Annotated in this window: 15 protein-coding genes and 5 pseudogenes; 3 read left to right on the top strand and 17 right to left on the bottom strand. The window is 58.0% G+C overall.

Features of this window, described 5'->3' with window-relative positions; genetic code table 11:
• Positions 1 to 18: 18 nt before the first annotated feature.
• From NKJ40_RS27970 to NKJ40_RS27950, 5 genes and pseudogenes are all read right to left on the bottom strand, one after another.
• Positions 19 to 189 (bottom strand): annotated as a pseudogene (locus tag NKJ40_RS27970) (ATP-binding protein); the annotation flags it as partial.
• A 2-nt stretch (positions 190 to 191) separates the two neighbouring features.
• Positions 192 to 944 (bottom strand): annotated as a pseudogene (locus NKJ40_RS27965) (transposase); the annotation flags it as partial.
• 33 nt (positions 945 to 977) lie between these two features.
• Positions 978 to 2,159: an ectoine hydrolase DoeA gene (gene doeA / locus NKJ40_RS27960; RefSeq protein ID WP_352468818.1), complete on the bottom strand. Its 1,182-nt coding sequence runs from the start codon at positions 2,157 to 2,159 to the stop codon at positions 978 to 980.
• A 637-nt stretch (positions 2,160 to 2,796) separates the two neighbouring features.
• The gene (locus NKJ40_RS27955) at positions 2,797 to 3,033 is read right to left on the bottom strand and encodes a transposase (protein ID WP_352468817.1); all 237 of its coding nucleotides are present in this window, start codon (positions 3,031 to 3,033) and stop codon (positions 2,797 to 2,799) included.
• Entirely contained in the window at positions 3,005 to 3,286 is a 282-nt protein-coding gene (locus tag NKJ40_RS27950) for a hypothetical protein (protein WP_352468816.1), read from the bottom strand. The genes NKJ40_RS27955 and NKJ40_RS27950 overlap by 29 nt, the downstream gene beginning before the upstream one ends.
• A 608-nt stretch (positions 3,287 to 3,894) precedes the next feature.
• On the opposite strand from NKJ40_RS27950, the gene NKJ40_RS27945 reads away from it, so the two are divergent.
• Positions 3,895 to 4,608 carry a hypothetical protein gene (locus NKJ40_RS27945; protein ID WP_352468815.1) on the top strand — a complete coding sequence of 238 codons (714 nt, stop codon included), beginning with the start codon at positions 3,895 to 3,897 and terminating at the stop codon, positions 4,606 to 4,608.
• A gap of 453 nt (positions 4,609 to 5,061) precedes the next feature.
• On the opposite strand, the pseudogene NKJ40_RS27935 reads toward NKJ40_RS27945, so the two are convergent.
• From NKJ40_RS27935 to NKJ40_RS27890, 9 genes and pseudogenes are all read right to left on the bottom strand, one after another.
• Positions 5,062 to 5,441: pseudogene (locus NKJ40_RS27935) on the bottom strand (phage integrase N-terminal SAM-like domain-containing protein); the annotation flags it as partial.
• 507 nt (positions 5,442 to 5,948) lie between these two features.
• Positions 5,949 to 6,707 (bottom strand): 2OG-Fe(II)-dependent halogenase WelO5 family protein, encoded by a 759-nt coding sequence (locus tag NKJ40_RS27930; protein ID WP_502903772.1) that lies wholly within the window; start codon positions 6,705 to 6,707, stop codon positions 5,949 to 5,951.
• Positions 6,708 to 6,783: 76 nt separating this feature from the next.
• Positions 6,784 to 8,040: a diaminobutyrate--2-oxoglutarate transaminase gene (gene ectB / locus NKJ40_RS27925; protein ID WP_352468829.1), complete on the bottom strand. Its 1,257-nt coding sequence runs from the start codon at positions 8,038 to 8,040 to the stop codon at positions 6,784 to 6,786.
• 905 nt (positions 8,041 to 8,945) lie between these two features.
• Positions 8,946 to 9,791 carry a radical SAM/SPASM domain-containing protein gene (locus tag NKJ40_RS27915; RefSeq protein ID WP_352468813.1) on the bottom strand — a complete coding sequence of 282 codons (846 nt, stop codon included), beginning with the start codon at positions 9,789 to 9,791 and terminating at the stop codon, positions 8,946 to 8,948.
• Between the two features lie 354 nt (positions 9,792 to 10,145).
• Positions 10,146 to 11,114 (bottom strand): annotated as a pseudogene (locus NKJ40_RS27910) (1-aminocyclopropane-1-carboxylate deaminase); the annotation flags it as partial.
• Positions 11,115 to 11,211: 97 nt separating this feature from the next.
• The gene (locus NKJ40_RS27905; protein ID WP_352468812.1) at positions 11,212 to 11,535 is read right to left on the bottom strand and encodes an exopolysaccharide production repressor protein; all 324 of its coding nucleotides are present in this window, start codon (positions 11,533 to 11,535) and stop codon (positions 11,212 to 11,214) included.
• Between the two features lie 27 nt (positions 11,536 to 11,562).
• Positions 11,563 to 11,877 (bottom strand): ferredoxin III, nif-specific, encoded by a 315-nt coding sequence (fdxB, locus tag NKJ40_RS27900; protein ID WP_352468811.1) that lies wholly within the window; start codon positions 11,875 to 11,877, stop codon positions 11,563 to 11,565.
• Complete coding sequence (locus NKJ40_RS27895) at positions 11,874 to 12,077, bottom strand: CCE_0567 family metalloprotein (protein WP_352468810.1); 204 nt, start codon at positions 12,075 to 12,077, stop codon at positions 11,874 to 11,876. The genes fdxB and NKJ40_RS27895 overlap by 4 nt, the downstream gene beginning before the upstream one ends.
• A gap of 26 nt (positions 12,078 to 12,103) precedes the next feature.
• Complete coding sequence (locus tag NKJ40_RS27890) at positions 12,104 to 12,574, bottom strand: DUF269 domain-containing protein (protein ID WP_352468809.1); 471 nt, start codon at positions 12,572 to 12,574, stop codon at positions 12,104 to 12,106.
• 40 nt (positions 12,575 to 12,614) lie between these two features.
• Here NKJ40_RS27890 and NKJ40_RS27885 point away from each other — a divergent pair, with 40 nt between their 5' ends.
• Positions 12,615 to 12,881, top strand: coding sequence for a hypothetical protein (locus tag NKJ40_RS27885; RefSeq protein ID WP_352468808.1), 267 nt, complete (start codon positions 12,615 to 12,617; stop codon positions 12,879 to 12,881).
• A gap of 14 nt (positions 12,882 to 12,895) precedes the next feature.
• On the opposite strand, the gene NKJ40_RS27880 is transcribed toward NKJ40_RS27885, so the two are convergent.
• The 3 genes and pseudogenes from NKJ40_RS27880 to NKJ40_RS27870 all read right to left on the bottom strand — a co-directional run.
• A complete protein-coding gene (locus NKJ40_RS27880) occupies positions 12,896 to 14,065 on the bottom strand; it encodes a TlpA disulfide reductase family protein (protein ID WP_352468807.1) in 1,170 nt (389 codons plus the stop codon).
• Positions 14,066 to 14,245: 180 nt separating this feature from the next.
• Complete coding sequence (locus NKJ40_RS27875) at positions 14,246 to 14,707, bottom strand: FixH family protein (protein WP_352468806.1); 462 nt, start codon at positions 14,705 to 14,707, stop codon at positions 14,246 to 14,248.
• 1,013 nt (positions 14,708 to 15,720) lie between these two features.
• Positions 15,721 to 16,126, bottom strand: a pseudogene (locus tag NKJ40_RS27870) (LuxR C-terminal-related transcriptional regulator); the annotation flags it as partial.
• A 1,052-nt stretch (positions 16,127 to 17,178) separates the two neighbouring features.
• On the opposite strand from NKJ40_RS27870, the gene NKJ40_RS27865 reads away from it, so the two are divergent.
• Positions 17,179 to 17,733, top strand: coding sequence for a sulfurtransferase (locus NKJ40_RS27865; protein ID WP_352468805.1), 555 nt, complete (start codon positions 17,179 to 17,181; stop codon positions 17,731 to 17,733).
• Positions 17,734 to 18,066: the final 333 nt, after the last annotated feature.

Genomic DNA, 18,066 nt, shown 5'->3' with positions numbered 1-18,066 from the left:
ACTGAAGAACTGACCCCTTCATTGGTTTGCTGTTTCGTTTGTTTCGGGCACCGAGCCGACCTTCTGCAGAAGGCCGGACCGTCGCTTTTCGCGCAGCCTGTAGCTGTCCCCCCTGATGGTGATCACCGTTGAATGGTGAAGCAGGCGATCCAAGATTGCCGTGGCCACCACGGGATCTCCAAAAACGCTCCTGCGACGATCAGCGGCTTACGCAGCCGCCCGCCGTTGCGCTCGACCCGCTGTTTGAACCACTGGCTGAGGGCCGAGTCTGGTTTGTGTCGCAGCCGAGCCAGGCCATCTGTACCATCGTTCCTCTCAGCCGCGGATTGCTCGCTTTTGAGACGCCTTGCTCGTGATCGACAGAACCGCTTTGCCAGGGCGTTGGCGCAAGCCGGCATAGGCCGCAAGCTGCCTTCGATTGTCGAAGTGACGATAGAGACCTTCAGACCAGAGTACGTTGGTTAACTCAGCGCTCACCCCCTTCAGCTGCAGCAGCTCACCACCGGCACCGGGTCGTTCTCCTTGGCCCGATCCAGCAGCAGATCGTCGCGCGCCGTCTCGACCTTTTGCAACTGCTCCAGGATCAGCTCAAGCCGGTCGAGCTCGCGCGCAACCTGTGCCTTCAGGTGGAAAGGTAAGGCGCGACCATCACCCGTTTGCAGGTTCTCGAGCCTGGTGCGTCGGTCGCGGCGCAGCGGCTCATAGTCACTGACGCCCTGGGCGAACAGCAGCCCCTTGATCCGGTTGACGTGCTCCACCCGCTCGGCCATCAGCGTCTTGCGCTCCCGGCAGATTCGGCGACGATCCTCTTCCTCTGGGGTCGGCGGCCTGACCATGGAGCAGACCCGCGGCTCGCCGCGCTTGTAGGCCAGCAAGGTCCGTACCAGGGTTTCGTCATCGATCTTATCGGTCTTCGCCCGCCGGCGCCGCCGTGACACCAGGACGGGCGTTGAATGCTAGCGCATGCGCCGGGGGTGCTAGCATTTGACGAACAGCTTCCGGGGTACGTTCGACAAGCACTCGTTCCCGTTAGGTGTGATGAGGACTGTCTCGGTGATCTCGAATCCCCAGTCGTCGTACCAGAAACCAGTCATGAAGTGGAAGATCATCCTAGGCTCGAGAACTGTCTTGTCCCCGCGCCGCAAGCTCATTGTGTGTTCGCCCCAATCTGGGGGGTACGACAGTCCGACTGAATAACCTGCCCGGGTAGTTTTCTCCAGTCCATATTTTTCGAGGTGATCGAAGAACGCCAACCCCCAGTCTTCGCAAGTTGCACCTGGCTTGGCAAGCTCAAGGCCGGCTTCCATACCCTCGAGAGTGGCCTTCTCCGCATCTAAGAATTTCTGTGGCACCTTGCCTAGGACGACTGTCCGCGCTGTTGGCACATGGTAACGCTTATAGACGCCGGCGATCTCAAAGTAGGTTGCTTCGTTATTCCGAAGGGGCTGATCGTCCCACGTGAGATGGCAGGCCGATGTTTCGACGCCTGATGGAAGCATTGGTTGTGCGGACGGGTAGTCTCCTCCAAACTGGGGAGTCCCACGGAGCGCTGCATCGTAGATTTCTGCAACAAGGTCACACTTGCGCATGCCGGGTTCCATCTTTTCCAGGATGCGTTCATGCATGAGGGTGACGATCTGTCCCGCCCTGCGCATGTATTCTATTTCCTGTGGACTCTTGATAGCTCGCTGCCAGTTCACGAGCACCGTCGCATCGACGAATTTGGCATTCGGCAATCCGGCTACCAAAGTTTCAAGGGCCAATACGGAGAAGTAGTAATTGTCCTTCTCGACGCCGATTACGCCCTTGTCGAGCTTACGGTTGACAAGCAACGTGCAGAGATCTTCCATCGGATGACAAACAGGCGTCTGGACATACTTGTCAGCATAGCTGAAGACGCTTTCGTCAGAGAAATAGACCGTTCGCTTCGCGCCGCTCTCATCCGAGCACCGGCCCCACCAGATCGGCTCACCCTCGGGGGGCACGATAATCGCTTGGTGGTTATAGAAGGACCAACCGTCATGGCCGGTCAACCAAGCCATGTTCGCAGGCTCGCTAACGATTAGGGTATCAATGCCGCGCCTCTGCATTTCAGAACGCGTTTTGCTGAGCCGGGTTCTATATTCTTCCAGGCTGAAATTCAATTTGGATGCTACCATCAGTTTGGCTCCCGTTCGACTCCGACACATGTTAAGTTCCTGCGAGGGTTCCTGGTAATCCAACCTACTTCTCGCTCTCGTCGCTCATCGCAGTATGGAAACCGGACTTTGCGACCCGTCTCGTATGCTGCACAGATGTACTTCGAAATTTCTGGCGTCGTCGCATTGCTCTGCATAACGCTGCACCCTGATCATTGCGCTGAATCTACATGGCTTGTAGAGTTTCCGGGCAAGCACCGATGCTACGGCGTTGGGTAGTTGACAAATCTGCTCATGCTCACAAAGGCGCCCGACAGTCAAAATCAGAGTTTTAGCGTCCCACCGCGGTTCACGGTTCACGTGTGACAGGCACCTCCAAGTGCCGTAGCGGGTCGTGTTGGAATCGGGCGAATCAGTCTCGGTAGATTGAAGTTATCGGTTCATACTGCGAGTCAACTTTGCTTATCGAGAGGCTTGAGGGGCAGCGTCTGTTAGCCGTCGACTTGTCGCATCCAGATTTGGCCCGACGCCATCTAGGAGACCTGTGCGCGGGAAGCATCTTTTTGATTTTGTTTGACTTTTCGGCATCCACGGTAAAGGCGCAATGATATCGGCTCCAACGTCGTCGGCTGTGTCTTCTGACGCTCACGTGTGAGCTTCAGTGGTGTTTTTGCTCTATCAAGCCATAGCGATGACGATGACCTTCAAACTGCGTTTCATATTGTAGGCGATGGCGTGAGGCGAATTTGAACGCCTGCTTTGCAAGCCCTCGCCATCGCATCCGGCGAAGGCCGTAGCTTCGTTTCCAGGTGCCGAAAATCTTCTCGATCCGGCCACGAATGCGGTGGATCGGTTGGTTCCAGGCCTCAAGCGTGCTCAGTGTTTTCGGCTTCATCCCGTCCCCACATGCCGGTGGTGACGATGCGTGGCGTTCCACCATTCGCACGCACCGCGTCGCCGAAATGGCTGCCGCGATAGGCGCTACCGACAAACACCTCGCCGGGGTTGTCAGGCAGAGCATCGGGACCGGCCTTGCCGTCGTTGATGTTGGCGGGCGTGACGGCGATCTCCAGAGCTGTATCTGCGTCGGCACCGACATGGGCCTTGAAGTCATGGCTTCGCGTGCGTGAACGGGCAACACCTGCCATGGGAGGTATCGACAAGGAGCTTGCGCGTGATTAGCAAGGCGCGAACCTCTTGCGCCAGCGGTGACTTGCAGTGCACGGCGGAATCAGCCACGCCGCATGCGTTTGGGAATGCCGCGCGCATCCTTGCGATCTGTCTTCACCGGCATCGCGTGGAATGCATCGTGCATATGGCGCGTCCCGAGAAACCCCACGCCAGCAGGGCGCCTGCAGGCCGGCCTCCACCCAATCCGAACAAGCGATACTTCGAGCGCTGCAAACCACGCGATCAGCTCCTTCGGCTCACGCCATCAATTTCCTCTCGATGTTGCCCCGCCCATCGCCAACGCAGGCACCGGAGCATTTCAATGACACACCAGTCTAGGCATAATAGTGCCCCATCGCTTTCTCCTTGACGCTTGGCGCTGGCCTCGGCCATCCAGCCGTTCACACCTCATGGTGAGAGCGACCGCCTCAACCAAACCCTCATTTCAAACCCTTATTTCGCCGGCGAGAGCGCCGTTAAGCCATCTACCGCGCAGGTAAAACTACCAAACCAGATAGTATCCTGTGTAATCATCACATATTAATTTGTTGAGGTTCAGTTTCTATCTGACGGAGGGAAGCGTGTAATGAACAACGGATTGACAAGTCTTGATGTATCGAGATACATTTCCATACTCGATGAATTAGCTATTAGATCTGGGCTGCATTTTACAATGGGGGATGATCTCGAAGAGTACCTCAATATTACCACAAAGATTGCTGGGAAATCGCCGACCTATCCGAATTTTAGACCGGATTGTTCACGACTTGAACCCGGCCGAGCGTTTTGGATCGCCGCACAAGATCAATCCGGCCAAGTAGCGCATGTTCAGGCGCTTCGTGTGGATGACCTGACGACCACCAACTTGGCTGAACACCTTGAGTCATTGAAAGCCTGCTACGCGGATCCAAAGAGCCTGGCCGGGCCCGGTTCATCATGCGCTTGCTACGCACCGGCCGCTCGGGACATAGCGGGGATCGTGGCTTATCACGGCGACTTATGGCTCCGAGATGATTTTAGGGGACAAGGGTTTTCTAGTACGCTTGCAGGTATTGCTTTTGGCTTGGCGTGGGCGAAATGGTCACCCGACTTTATTTACGCCTTTGTTTCGACATGGATCATCGAAAAGGGAGTTGCCGATCGGTATGGTTATCTTCATAGAGAACCGCGGGGTTCGGTCTTGAGTTTACCCGACCGAGGCATCGAGGATGACGAGTGGCTCGTTTGGCTATCGCGGAGTGAATTGTCCGAGCTCATTAAACGCACGGTGAGTACGACGATAGTGTCGCGCCTTTCTTAATTGCCTCCCCGCCAAGCGTACCGAACTTGACCGCTTGCATGACACGGGCCGTCGGCAGAATGGCAAGATCAGCCGTTAAAGACGGACGATTTTAGCTTGAGCTGTATCGGGCGTTTTCGGAGTAGTTATCGCATTCGTTTGCCGACCGGCATCGAGGACGTCGCCGATGGCCGCCAACGGTATCGACGGTTCGCCCCGCCCCCTTCCTGAGCCCGTGCTTGCGCTAGGCAAAGAGCTGCTCGATCGGTTCAGATCAGGATGAGGCGAGTATTTCGGCAGGAGCAGGAGGCGCCCCGGCGCAGCGAATGGCGCGGCGCACTGCCGTTGCCCTTCTTCAAGCCAACATTGTCTATGATCACCATATCAATGGGTTTAAGGGTCGGAACCAGAACCTGCTCCACATAGAGTTGAACCGTTCCCGGTTGCGGTCCATCAATCAGCCACGGCGCCTCAGGCGATTAACCCCGCCGCATAGGTGGTCATGAGAGCGACCCGGTTCCTCGTTCCCTTCACGGTCTGCAGAAAGCCGAGCACCTCATCGGCGCTCAGGACGACCGGCAACTTGCGTGGCGTCCTGGGATAGGAGATCCGCTCAGGTAGATCGGAGCGACCCAGCGTCACGCCGTAAAAGAAACGCAAGGCGCATACTGTCTGGTTCAGCGCTCCCCAGGAGACCCTTAGGGTCTCCAAATGCGCCTGATTAGGCGCGCACCTCTTCGTAGCCCAGCTTCTCCGGCGATCGGCCAAAAAATCGACTGAACTTTCGCCACGTGATGCACGTAGGATCGCTGGGTCCCCGGCGACAAATTGCGGATCGTCAGATCTTCAATCATCCGGTGACGCAGGCCTCATGTGGGTCATCTTGGGTTCTCCTGTCTGGAAGGTTGGCTCAACACCAAATCTTCTCAGGCAGAAGCCTCCTCAGGCCAAACCCGCGCTCCAACTACCGCGGCAGCGGTTTAGTTCAATCTGATTTGCACTTCCGTGGGAATCCCCAACCCGTTAAATCGTCACTACGGCCAAGGGACTGCCGGTTCGACCAATCCAGAGCACCGCTTCCACGAAGCGACGTGGCCCCGCCGCTGCGTCCGGGGTCCGGGGTTTGCCCAGGCAATAGGAGGCTGCCGTGCTCGACGGTGGCAAGGGCTTCGTTAGACCACAAGGCGCGCAACCAATCGCCGATCCTCACGGTCGCCCTCAAACGGCCCGCGCCTCCGGCCCGTGCCGGCCTCCGACGTCGACGCCGCAGAGACGGACTGCATTATGATCACACCGCAACATCAGCTGAGCGAGTTCAAGCGTTCGGAACGTCCTCCGGTCAGTCGCTGCGACATCCAACTTCAGGTCCACCATAGAACAAGATCCGGCCGTGCAAACCCGAAAAAGCAGTTCAGCAGCACGCGACGCTTTCCGTTGCCCGATTGTTTGGTGACGCCGTGAACGAACCCCCCGTCGATCAGGGCGATGTCCCCCGCCTTGAGCTGGAAGTCGCGACATGGAACCGTTTGGAGATAAGCCTCCGAATAGGGATAGCCAGTGGTCTCCACACCCTGTGACTTTCGGTCCGCGACTGTCGGTTTATGGCTCCAGAGCCGCAGATTGCCACCTTCCCCGGGCATGCTGGGATAGAAGTTGAGCGCTGCGACGGTGTTGTGCGCCACCGCAGAAAACTCGTAATCGTTCCCAGCGCAAAGAACTTGAGCGACATCGTCGTGGGGCTCCAAGGAAAAGGTGCCGCCCCCGCCAGACCAACTGAGAGCGCGACAAATATTGGCCTGACCATGCTCCGAACGGGCCAGCCGCAATTCGATGCCCTGATTGTGAAGCTCGCGCTTCAACGCGTCAAACAATGCTCGGACCGGATCAACCAAATTCTTCAAAAGGGCGTCAACGTATGGTCGCGCAGTTTCCGACGCTGCGAAATAGGTGGCTGCATCCTTCCTGTAGTGGGATGCGCCGACATATTGTCCGGGGACGCCATCGTTACGCTCCTGGAGAGCGGGACTGCCAACGAAGTTCGCGGTGATCTCCTGGGCCACTTCGGTGCTGAAAGCTTGCTGGATGTGTAGGCCGGTGATCTCACCTTTCAGGACTGACATGATCTCTGCAGTGCTGATCGAGCCGGTTCGTTCTCTAATCGCAATAGCCGAAGTGGCTGGCGCTTGGGATAGTTGGTTAGTCACTGGCTTGCTCCTGTAGTGCGTGGTCAAGGATGGCGATGCCATGATCGAGTTCGGCATCAGTGATGGTTATCGGCGGGAGGACTTTGATGACGTCGCGATTTGGTCCTGAAGATTCGATCAGCAGGCCATTTTCGAATGCGACATCGTGCACACGGCCGACAACGGCCTGTGAACGGCATTTGAGACCGGCCATCAGACCACGGCCGCGCTTCTGTTCGATGCACGTGGGAAATTTCGCAACAAGGCTGTCCAGGTGTCTTTGCAGTTTGGCGGCTGTCCGCTCAACGCCTTTAGTAAACTGTCCGTCGGACCACATTTTGCACATCGCTCCTGCAGTCACGAAGGCGAGATTGTTGCCTCTGAAAGTCCCGCTATGTTCGCCGGGATTCCAAATATCCAAGTCGGGGCGAATTAGAACAATGGAGAACGGACTACCTGACCCGCTTAGGGACTTCGAAAGGCATACGATGTCGGGATTAATCTTCGCGAATGCGAATGAGAAGAACTCGCCCGTTCGGCCCGCACCAGCCTGAATATCGTCGACGATCAATACAACGCCGTGTTTGCGGCAAATGCGCTGGATTTCCGTTAGCCAAGCTGCTGATGCGGCGTTCATGCCCCCTTCTGCCTGAATGGTCTCCAGAATGATTGCGGCGGGCTTTTCAATGCCGCTTCCCGGGTCGCCCAATAAGAAGTCTATGTAACTCGCGGAATCGAAATCTTGGTTCGGGTATCCGTCATAAGGGACACGGATCACATCGTGGCGAGCAACGCCGCCTAGTTCCCTGGTCGACGCCGAACCCGAGACCGCCAGAGAGCCGAGCGACATACCATGGAACGCATTCGTGAAGGCCATGACGCTTGAGCGGCCGGTATATTTTCGCGCCAGTGCCAGCGCTGCTTCGTTAGCATTTGTGCCGGTCGGCCCAGGAAATTGTATCTTGTAAGAAAGCCCCCTGGGCTTCAGGATGGAATCCACAAACGCTTCAATGAAGTCACGCTTTGCCGCTGTATACATGTCTAGGGATAGGAGAATGTTCTCGCCAACCATATATTCGATTGCCGGTGCAATAATGTCTGGATTGTTGTGTCCGTAGTTGAGTGCGCCGGACCCTACAAGGAAATCGATATAAGGGTTACCGGCCTCGTCCCAGATTGTCGCCCCAAGGGCCTTCGTAAAGACTGCAGGAAACGACCGCCCGTAGCGACGAACGTTGGACTCATAAGCCGTAAAAATTTCAGTGTTCATTTCAGGTCCCTCTGCGTGTCGCGTCGCGTTCAACGAGCAAGTGATTAAATGCGTTTGGTTTGTTGCGGTTGTTTTCAGCTTCACTTGAAGATCGGAACGGTCCGGGCGGAACTTTGGAAGGTCGTGACTTCCCATGAATATGTTAGGAATGCCGACACGCTCCTCAAAAAGGTCCGCGACAAAAGGGAGACCGGACTCGCGCGGCAGCTCAACTGCTGCACTGACGCACTTCGGAACCTCCTCTACCGTAGTCACGTTGCTCTGCACGGCGATATCTCTCGTCTATGCGTTGGACGAACTCAGTTCTAGAGTTTTCGGGGAGGCGTCGATACTACGGCATTTGGTAGTTGACGCACCTGCTTGTACCCGACGAAACGCCCTGCCAATCCTATCAAGCTCAGCGCTAGCACCGGCTCATGTGTGACAGGCGCTTCTGCCATGCAGCAGCATGCTAAGGTGTTGCAGGCCCCTTCGGCAGCAACACGAACCACATCGCCCCGGCTCGTAGTGTAGCTCGGCGGTAGCGAAGCCGCTCGCGAGCGCGCCCTCAACAGCGCGCTGTAGCGAGCGAGCGGCGTAGCGACGATCGGCGTTCTTCGATGTCGGGGCCGCTTTCGGACCGCTTCTGAAGCGTCTCGACCAACTATGCCTGAATGAGGATCAGGGTCTCGAAAAGCCGACGGCGGAGGATCAGACTAAGCCGGTTCTCCCCCCTTTTAGGCCAACAAAAGTTTACCAGACAACTTTGTGCTGGGAGATGCGCCACAGGATCTGTCGAAGCCGCGTAAGAATAGGCGAATAGGCGACTAGACTCGTCGACCGGGTCCACACGAGGCCCGCCTTATGCAGTCTTAAGAGCACGACAATCGCTCACGCGCCTTTTCAGGCGGTTTGCCGGCCTCCAGTCAGCATGCGGACGCCTTTGGATGGGCATATTCGCACATCCTACAAAGCAGAAAGCCATCCGTCCCATTCATGCGGTCGACGATTTGGCTAAAAACTGGCCCTTCAAAAAGATCTGCGTATTCGTCGCGCAGAAGATTGCCCAATACGTGGCGCCGTTCAAAATCCATGCAGCAGAGCGTAACGTCACCGTTTGGGAGAAGAACATTCCGATACTGCCGTCCGTCAACGCATGTCAGCGCGCCGACGACTGGCTGCCGTGGTTCGACGACCTTCGGATCGACGCTTCCACCCCTGCTGCTCAGAGGCCGCGCGCGAACTAGCGCGTCGGCGGGGATTATCTCGACGATATCGGGATGGACCTCGCCAAGGACTATAAACCGAATTGAGGCAATGTCTGTGTCGACCACTTGACGAATCAAAGCTAGATACTTGTTTCCAACGAGACGGCTATTCATGTATGCGCCATCATCGAGAACATGGACCACGAATACCCTTGAGCGCAGCGCTTGCAAGCGGTGTAGATCCCGCCCCTTCATTCCTACAAGCGTCGTGAAAATCCGGATACCATGGCCTCTGGCGTAAGCGTGCTCGACCATTTCGGTGCAATCCGGATTGAGCCAAGGCTCGGAGTACCCGGCGAAACTAATGTCGACGGAAGTTGGTACGCGCGCCAGACATCGCTTGAAATCTTCAAGACGAAGATGCTTCACATGAGAGACCGCTCTTTGCCGATGGGCGAACTTGTCCTGCGGACAATAAGAACATCCGACGATGCAGCCGGTGGTCGTCGTGATTTCCAAAACCCTGCCGCCCGGGATGGCAGAGCCCAGTTCCTGTAAGATCATCGGATGCCTCCACTTTTCTGGCGCTATTAGCCAGTCCTGAACTTTCAAATAACAAGTTAGCTCATTGTCTGATCGAACGTTGTTTCGCCTGCCAGCAGATATTGAATTATCTCTCTTATGATGTCGGTCTATCATCTAGAATTCTAATATTTCCACGATAATACTCGCAGTGGATTTTGATTTCCTCAGCAAATATCCATCGATCAAAATTTTCCAAATGAACTCAGTCAGCTTGGCAAGGGGCGGCAATCAACCGCCGGCTCCCTCGGTTTGCTGGGCGGCCCTCGCAGCTACTTTGGGCGCATCGCCGGCACGGCAGCACGGCGAAATCGCAATCTGTCGAACGTCAGCCGTGCGGAAGGTGTAGCTGTACCCGTTGATGGCCGGCCCGCCGCCGAGATGCGCGTAGAGCACCCTCGATCCCTCTGGAAAAAAGCCTTTCTGGACGAGGTCGATCATCCCTTGCATGGATTTGCCCTCGTAGACGGGATCGGTAATTATACCCTCGAGCCGCGCACACAGGCGGATGGCCTGCTTCCTTGCCTCGGACGGAAGGCCGTAACCGGGAGACGCGTACCCCTCGAGCAGCACCACGTCATCCTCGACGATTTCCATGCCAAACTTGACGAGCTTCGCAGTATCCCGGGCAATACTTAGCACCTGCGCCTTGGTTTGGGCGGGGGTGGCGGAGGCATCGATACCGAGCACGTTGCGCTGTCGACCGTCCTTGGCGAATGCAACGAGCATGCCGGCATGCGTCGAGCCTGTGACCGTGCAAACGACGATGTAGTCGAAGCCAAACCCAAGCTGTTTCTCCCGGGCGCGCACCTCCTCCGCGAACCCGACGTACCCAAGCCCACCATAGTTGTGTACTGAGGCCCCGGCCGGTATCGCGTAGGGCGTTCCGCCCCTTGATTTAACCTCATCGAGCGCCTGTTCCCAACTGCGGCGGATACCGATGTCAAAGCCCTCGTCGACCAGGCGCACCTCTGCTCCCATGATCCGGCTCAAGAGAATGTTGCCGATCCGATCGTAGACGGCATCCTCATGTGGTACCCAGCTCTCCTGAACCAGGAGACATTTCATGCTGATCTTGGCGGCGACCGCGGCGACCATCAGCGTGTGGTTGGACTGCACGCCGCCGATGGAGACGAGCGTATCGGCATTTGACGCGATCGCGTCGGGGATGATGTATTCGAGCTTGCGGAGCTTGTTTCCGCCGAACGCGAGACCGGAGTTGCAGTCCTCGCGCGTGGCCTAGATTTCCACCCCTCCCCCGAGATGCTTGCCGAGGCGTTCGAGCGACTGGATTGCGGTCGCCATCGACTTCTAAAGCACAGTGTTCCTTCTCGATATCTGCTAAATGTTTATGGTAGGTCCAAAGTGGCGCCAGCTTGAGCACTCACCTTGTCATGGCGCCTCAAGGCAGCAGCAGCGATATGGCCAGCATTCGATCGCGCTGGAGCAAACCTGCGGATTCATTCGTTGCCTCATCAAGGTCTGGCGGCTCGGATCCAACTTCCTTGCAACTGCCGAAATGCTCAGCCCTATGGCCAGCTCGGCTAAGGCAGCCAGACCACCAGATCAGAAGGAGCACGCTTGCGAAATACGCCAGCTGAAGGAGCAGCGAACAAGCCAGCGTCGTGGCGACTACTGTGCCGATGGAATGAGAAGCGAAGTAGACGGTCAGAGCGATGCTGCAAAGGACCATTCCCAGGACGCGATAAAAGATTCTGAAGGGCAATGCCGTTCTCCTGGTTTGTCCACCAGATCATGCAGCTACCTTGTCGGCCGCAACATGGGTCTGGCAGTTCTTCGGGCAGACGCGGGCGCAGGCTCCGCAGCCAATGCAGCGGCCGGGATGATCGACGACCATGATCATGCGATTGAGCTCGCCATCGAAATCGTCATCCTCGTCGCAGGCGCCGAGCATTTCACCCGCGTCATCGACACCGTAAAGATGCATGACCTCGCGCGAGCAGACCTTGAAACAGCGGCCGCAGCCGATGCAGGTCGTGCCGTCTATAGCGGTGAGATATTTCGGCACCCATCCGGAGCCGTCGCGGGTGGTGAATGTGCTCGTCATCGTAACTTCTTCATTGCAGCGAGCGCTCTCTTGGCACCATCCAACTCGGCAAAAACGGCCGACGTTTCCTCGGCAACTTCCTCTAACTCCGTCCATTTTCTCGGCAGATTCTCTGCAAGGTCGCGCAATTTCATCGTGGCAATTGCCGCGCGCAGCTGAAGCTTTCGGACTTTCTTCCCCATCTCATCTAGCTTTGACATAGATCCTTCCTCGGAAATTGGTTTCATCACGCCCGCGCCACGTCGGGATAGGCTTCAATGGCTGCGGTCGCATCGTCGACCAGTTTCGTACCGGCCTCCGCGAGCTTCCTGAACGTCTCGAAGCCGAACCGGTGGACGTCTCGACAGAGCGACCAACCGCCCGGCCGTGAAAAGCAATCGTCCGAAGCCCCCATGGGTTTCATCTCCATTGTTGGCGATGTCATCAGGCCGGAGCGCTCCTCGATCCTAAGCCCGACGGCCGTGTAGAACATATCGAGCCTCCACAGCACGTCCGGATCGGGATCGCCGATGATGGGGATCGCACGGCGCTGTTTTCTAGTCATGATGAAGTCGCCCAGCAGTTCGGCGTCCGATTTGCCTTCCCGTGACCCGGAGGCATCCTGAGCACGGATCAGCCGCACGAGACATCTGACAAAAGGCATGGCAAGGGCCGCCTCGTCCTCGTTGACAGCAGGGCTGCCCGCGGCATCAGACATTTCGCCTTCTCCTCATTTCAGTCCTCTTCCTCGAAGCACGATGTCTGTTTTCTGGGACGACTACTTCGGGCACATTTGCGCAGCCGACGCCCGGCTCGGCGCGGCTGATTCCACGCAATTGATTTTCCTCTGGCCGACCTTGAACACGTCCTCGACTGCGAAGTCTCGCGTCGAACATCACTTCCGCCGCAATGCGGCCGGAGGCCATGAAGATTCGAGCCTCGATCCTGCTGCAAACGATCGACCAAGTGCTGCATGGACCCTCCTGCTGCGGTCACGCCAGGGAAATGGACGAATTGGCCAGTAAGCCATTTCGACCAATTACCCTTTTTTATCTTTCCTCCTCGGCCGACCGCGCTTTGGCCCCTTCGGGAAATTGTTTTGCGGAGCCGCAAAGATAGCGCCGCAACAAACCTTCCCACCCCTGTAGTTGGCGAGGGCCTGCAGCAAATCCGGCAGATGCTGCTCTTTCAGTTCGGCCGGGATAGGCTCCGGACCGTCCAGCGACGTCAGTGCCAGTTCGACCAACTCGATCGCGCGATCATTGTTGCCGTTCTCGTGATAGTACCGGGCGACCGCGGGATAGGACCGGAACTTAGGGCTGTCGCCTTGCGGGGGATTCAGCGCCAGGATGTGTTCGGACAGCTCCTTGCCCATCGCGAAGCGCTCAGCAGGGGGAAGGCGCGAATGATCATTGGCCGGATGGAAAAGTTGGTCTAGCGCCGAAACCATCCAGTCCTCGGAGTTTTTGTCGATCGCGTCGCGAACCAATTGGCGCATCACGGGCAAGCCGGTCCACATGTCTTGAATTTTGTGAAGCAACAGGTGCGCATGAGCCAGGCGGAAATTGATGTCGTCGGGCATCAAGGCGATGCCCTCTTCGATCGCCCAGAGCGCCGTCTTCCAATCTTCTAACTTCACCGCCGCCCAGAATCTGTCATCGATCGGCTGCTTCAACGCTTGTGCGCGCGTCATGGGTTCGCTTGTGGCGATCCGTTCCGTATCGGCGGCTTTGGCTTTATCGCTGATGCGCCAGCTGCCGTTGAGCACTTTCGGCAAAACCTCATCGAGTTGGCTGGGATGACCGACAAAGGCGATGTGACCGTCTCGGTCGACCACGAACGAGGTCGGAATCCCAACAGAAAAGCTGGGTTCCCTCCAAAGCTTCTTCATTTCACCTGTGTAGTCGAACGCAATCCGATAGTTCAGATGCGAGCACTTTTCGGTCAACCACGCGTCCAACTTGGTTCGAGCCTCAATGGCCGTTGGAGCGTCTTCATCAGCCGCGACGCCGACGACCTCAAGTCCGCCGTCCTTGTATTTTTCCTGGAGCCGCATCAAATCGAGCATCTCCGCCATGCATAGTTCGCACCAAGTTGCCCAAAATTCGACGATATACACTTTGCCGGGTTGGAAGTTCGTCAGGGGCTCGCCACGCAGCCAGGTGTCCACGTTGATGGGAGGAGCCGGTGACTTCATCTGCAATACCATGTTGCTCTCCAAAGCTGTTGCCACAGGTTGCGCGACCTTATGCGCGAGCTTGTTTCCCTCTTTTAGAGAGGGGGCACACGGGCAGGAAAAGGAGAGCATCGCTCGTCTCGCGCGTCTGCGCGTAGTCAGCTTTCACGCAGTGTTGCCGCATCACAATCCGCAAAGGCCGTGCCAGCGCGCTCAGCGGGCAGTAAGCGCATGAATCGCTAGAAAAACCTCCAAATGCCAAGATGGCCGGTTGTATTGAAGCCGACATGTTTCTGCCCCTGTCAGGTTTTGGACAAACATCACGCGCTTCGCGTCGGCAGAAAAGCGTGGCCCGGGCGACTCAATATGCATTCGGGCCGAGGGACGAGGCTGATGGACATCATGACAGCGTTGGCTATCGTCAGGCCCCGTCACCATCGTCCGCTTCACGCCACTGGCTTGAGCGTCTTGCCGTTCCAGTCCTTCAGGCGGCAGCGGATCTCGCCATTTGCGATTGCAGGGAGGCGCTCCATCCCGATCGAGCGCCGCCTGCGCCCTGCCCTCTTGCGCGTTGAGATTGAATTCCTGGCTGGCGACATGGGAGTTGTTCACGACGAAGCCGGTCCAGCTGCGGCTCGCCAATACCGCCATCTTCAGATCGACGATGATGATCATGGCGGAAAAGGCCAGGATGAGTGCCGGCCGGTGAACTCTGCGAGATTCCTGCTTTGTGTTTATCTTCTGTGTTCCCGGTGCTCAGGTGCAATGGGACCTCGCGGCGCGACGTGAGCGTTGGCGGAATTGACAACCCAAAGACCGCTCGGTCGCCACGCAGGTTGGGCCGGACCAACGGGAAACGCTGGAGATGCGGCTGTCCGCCACTAACCCGGGCTATCATCCCAGCGATGACAAGGCGATTGATGCCATCGTTCGCGCCGACGCCGGCAAGAGCCCGACCGTCCCGACTCGAAGGTCGGTGCCTTGGCCACTGCACGGTCGTTGCGGTGGTCAGCTCCCGGCCAGTGGTGAGGGAAATCGTGATAACGCCAATACGATGCGGCTACGGTTCGAACGCGGCCTGCCGCGCTGAAACGACTCTCTTTCTCAACTTGACGCCGAGAGTATGCCGCGCAGAACGTTCGCGTTAATGCGATGAAGCTTGCGTTCCCGGAGAGGAGGAAGCACGTCAGCGCCGACACTCCCTTGGACTTCCCAGGCGGCCGATTGGATGCAATGCTGCTAAATATCCAATCGTTTCCGCATCCAAATTCTTCGACAGCAAAGGCGTATCAATGAACGCCGTGGCAGCTACCATCTCATGGATGGTGCCTACACGGCCAGATGAGTAGGTGCTGACGGGCACGTTGCTGTTGGCTCTCGCCCGCTTGGAAAATGATTCAGATCAAGGCGGGACCTGCCGCTTCCACGCATCATAGGGGACGATGTGGAAGCCAATCTCAAGCGCTCCGCTCGGTCGTGAGCTCGAACTCGCCGTCGTCGACGAGGACGGCGACCATGCGCTTGTCTTCCCTTGCTTGAAGGGGCGGGAAGGTTGGAAGAACGCCACGACCGGCGTACGCGTTGACATCCACCCGACTCACTGGCGCGACTGGGTGCCTGATAGGGTCCCGGCAGATAACGGCATATCTCTCCGTGACTCGTCTTAACGTTTGGATTCCACGATCAATCACGAGATGCGACAGGCTGCTCGCGGCCATCTTGCTCATGACATTGGCGCGATGGATCTCGACGTGCGCGGGCTGATGCCTAGATCGTAGGCGATCGTCTTGTTCGGCAGGCCTGACACCAGCCCATCCAGCACCTGCCGCTCTCCCTCTCCGACAGCGTCGACAGACGGCCATGGATCTCCGCGGATTGAGGGTGAGCTGCATGGGCCTGGTTGCGATTGCCCAACGCGGAGCGGATCGCATCGATCAGCACCTCGTCGTCAAACGGCTTTTCGATGAAATCGGCGGCACCTTCCTTCATCGCCTGAACAGCGAGCGCCACATCGGCATGACCCGTCATGACAATGACCTCAAGCGCATGTCCGCGGGTCCGGAGCTGGCGCAGGAACTCGATGCCGTCAACGCCGTAAGCCATGCCGAGCGCGCCGTCGACCGCCTGCGCGAGGAAATCGACGATGGCGAAGAGGAAAATCTGTCATGAAGGGCTATCCGGTCCCGACGGGCGCAAGCTAATCGCCGGTCATGGCGCTACACCTACATTGCTGCCTGGCAGCGCTGCAAGCGCCGTGGCCCTAACCAACGCGACCTGCGCGAGCTTCTCTGCCACCGCTCGTTGATCGGCATTTTGCGCGTATCGCCGGACGCGGCGATCAGGGTGGCAGTTAAGGAAGACCGCTCGCTTCATGAGCCGGTCAGAATCGGCAACTCCCTGAACCCAATGCGGTCCTCCCGGCATCGATTTCTCCCCCGAAACCCGACTTTCGCCACAACCAGCGCTACCCTGGCGGAGCGGCCCAGATGGCCGCGTCCAACGTGACAATCCTCAAGGCGCTTTATGACGAGGACGCCGTCATTCCGAACCCGGTTCAGACTGATCCGAATGAGCCGACGAAACTCACCCTCCACTAGGGAGAGCCGCTCACGGTAGGTGGCGAGCTCAACAAGCTCGCCTGGAACTACGGCGTCGGTCGTGACTGGGCCGGCATCCACTGGCGTTCCGATTTCTCGGCATGGCTGGCGCTCGGAGAGGAGCTCGCGATCAGCGTTCTCCGTGACGAGCGTCTGACGTATCGGGAGCCCTTCGAAGGATTTAGCTTCACGCGCTTCGACGGGACGAAGGCCGATGTCTAGCGAGATCCAATGCTGCCCACGGCAATGCAGTTGCGGTGCAATTCGATGTCGCGCCTCGCGTTCTCCTAGGGAACTCATGCCACACGATCCCATAATCGAGCCCGCCGCACTGCCATCTCTTGGCCAGTTTCGTCTGCTCGACGTGCGCTAACCCGCGGCATTCGAGGCCGATCACCCGGTGAGGCCATCCGCGTGCCGATCAAAGCATGGGAAGCCGCCGCGAAGTCGGGCGAGACCTCCTTCGAGAACGTCACCTAATGGGAGCAGGAGATTGCCGGTCTCGGCGTCGGCGGCCCGCTGCCGCCAGTGATCTATGACGATGGGCGCATGACGGAGGCCGCACGCGTCTGGTTCATCCTGCAGTATTTCGGCGCGGAGGCGCTCATCGTGAATGGGGGATGGCCTGCCATCCGCGGACAGAGGAAACCGCTTGCGCAGGCAAGTGGAATTTCAGGTTCGACGACATTCCAGGCTCGACCGGGAGCGGGATCCGTCGGGTTGGTTGACCGGCAGACGCTGAAGGCCGACCTGGACGGCGTCCAACTTCTCGATGCTCGGACCGCGGACGTGTTTGCCGGCATGGATCCGCGACGCAACGCACGGGGCGGCCATTTGCCCGGCGCGCGGTTGCTTCCATATGCGAGCCTGCTCGACGATGACCGCCTGAAGCCAGCCGGCGATCTACGCGATCCTCTGTCCGTCGCCGGATTCCGAGTCGGCGATCACCTGATCACCCATTGCGACGGTGGTGGCCGCGCGGCACTCGCGGCCGTCGCCGCGGTCCGGGCAGGATATGACGGCGTCCGCGCCTACTATCTGAGCTCCGCCGACTGGACGAAGGACGAGAGCTGCCCGGTCGTACTGAACCCGCAAACCCGGTGACCGCCATGACAAACCCCACCGTCGTCGGCTTCTCAGGCAGTCGACGATGCGAGTTCTCTCCTGATCTCCCGCCGACGCGGCGTCGGCGCTACTGACTTCACGCCGCCCCGGACCGCCGAAGAGCAAGTCGAGAAGCGGCCAAGCTCGCTCGCACGAGTGGATACCCGACTTTGACAACGCTGCGGACGTCGGCCTGGCGATCACGACCAGCCATGGACGACCTAAGACCTAAGAGTCCGTTTTGAAATTCAAGGATGAGCGGTTCGGCGGATGAGGTTTGCGCCCATTGCGACGAGGATCATTGGATCATTGCGTGAGAGACGTCGATGCGCT

The sequence above is a fragment of the Mesorhizobium sp. M0119 genome, assembly GCF_040322615.1.
Taxonomy (GTDB): domain Bacteria; phylum Pseudomonadota; class Alphaproteobacteria; order Rhizobiales; family Rhizobiaceae; genus Mesorhizobium.
This window is presented reverse-complemented; position numbering and strand designations above follow the sequence as displayed.

Bases quoted from the DNA above. Each gene is read 5' to 3' on its own strand.
- doeA (WP_352468818.1), bottom strand. From the start codon at position 2,159: ATGGTAGCATCCAAATTGAATTTCAGCCTGGAAGAATATAGAACCCGG.
- NKJ40_RS27955 (WP_352468817.1), bottom strand. From the start codon at position 3,033: ATGAAGCCGAAAACACTGAGCACGCTTGAGGCCTGGAACCAACCGATC.
- NKJ40_RS27950 (WP_352468816.1), bottom strand. From the start codon at position 3,286: ATGGCAGGTGTTGCCCGTTCACGCACGCGAAGCCATGACTTCAAGGCC.
- NKJ40_RS27945 (WP_352468815.1), top strand. From the start codon at position 3,895: ATGAACAACGGATTGACAAGTCTTGATGTATCGAGATACATTTCCATA.
- NKJ40_RS27930 (WP_502903772.1), bottom strand. From the start codon at position 6,707: ATGTCAGTCCTGAAAGGTGAGATCACCGGCCTACACATCCAGCAAGCT.
- ectB (WP_352468829.1), bottom strand. From the start codon at position 8,040: ATGAACACTGAAATTTTTACGGCTTATGAGTCCAACGTTCGTCGCTAC.
- NKJ40_RS27915 (WP_352468813.1), bottom strand. From the start codon at position 9,791: ATGATCTTACAGGAACTGGGCTCTGCCATCCCGGGCGGCAGGGTTTTG.
- fdxB (WP_352468811.1), bottom strand. From the start codon at position 11,877: ATGACGAGCACATTCACCACCCGCGACGGCTCCGGATGGGTGCCGAAA.
- NKJ40_RS27895 (WP_352468810.1), bottom strand. From the start codon at position 12,077: ATGTCAAAGCTAGATGAGATGGGGAAGAAAGTCCGAAAGCTTCAGCTG.
- NKJ40_RS27890 (WP_352468809.1), bottom strand. From the start codon at position 12,574: ATGTCTGATGCCGCGGGCAGCCCTGCTGTCAACGAGGACGAGGCGGCC.
- NKJ40_RS27885 (WP_352468808.1), top strand. From the start codon at position 12,615: ATGTCTGTTTTCTGGGACGACTACTTCGGGCACATTTGCGCAGCCGAC.
- NKJ40_RS27880 (WP_352468807.1), bottom strand. From the start codon at position 14,065: ATGGTATTGCAGATGAAGTCACCGGCTCCTCCCATCAACGTGGACACC.
- NKJ40_RS27875 (WP_352468806.1), bottom strand. From the start codon at position 14,707: ATGATCATCATCGTCGATCTGAAGATGGCGGTATTGGCGAGCCGCAGC.
- NKJ40_RS27865 (WP_352468805.1), top strand. From the start codon at position 17,179: ATGACGGAGGCCGCACGCGTCTGGTTCATCCTGCAGTATTTCGGCGCG.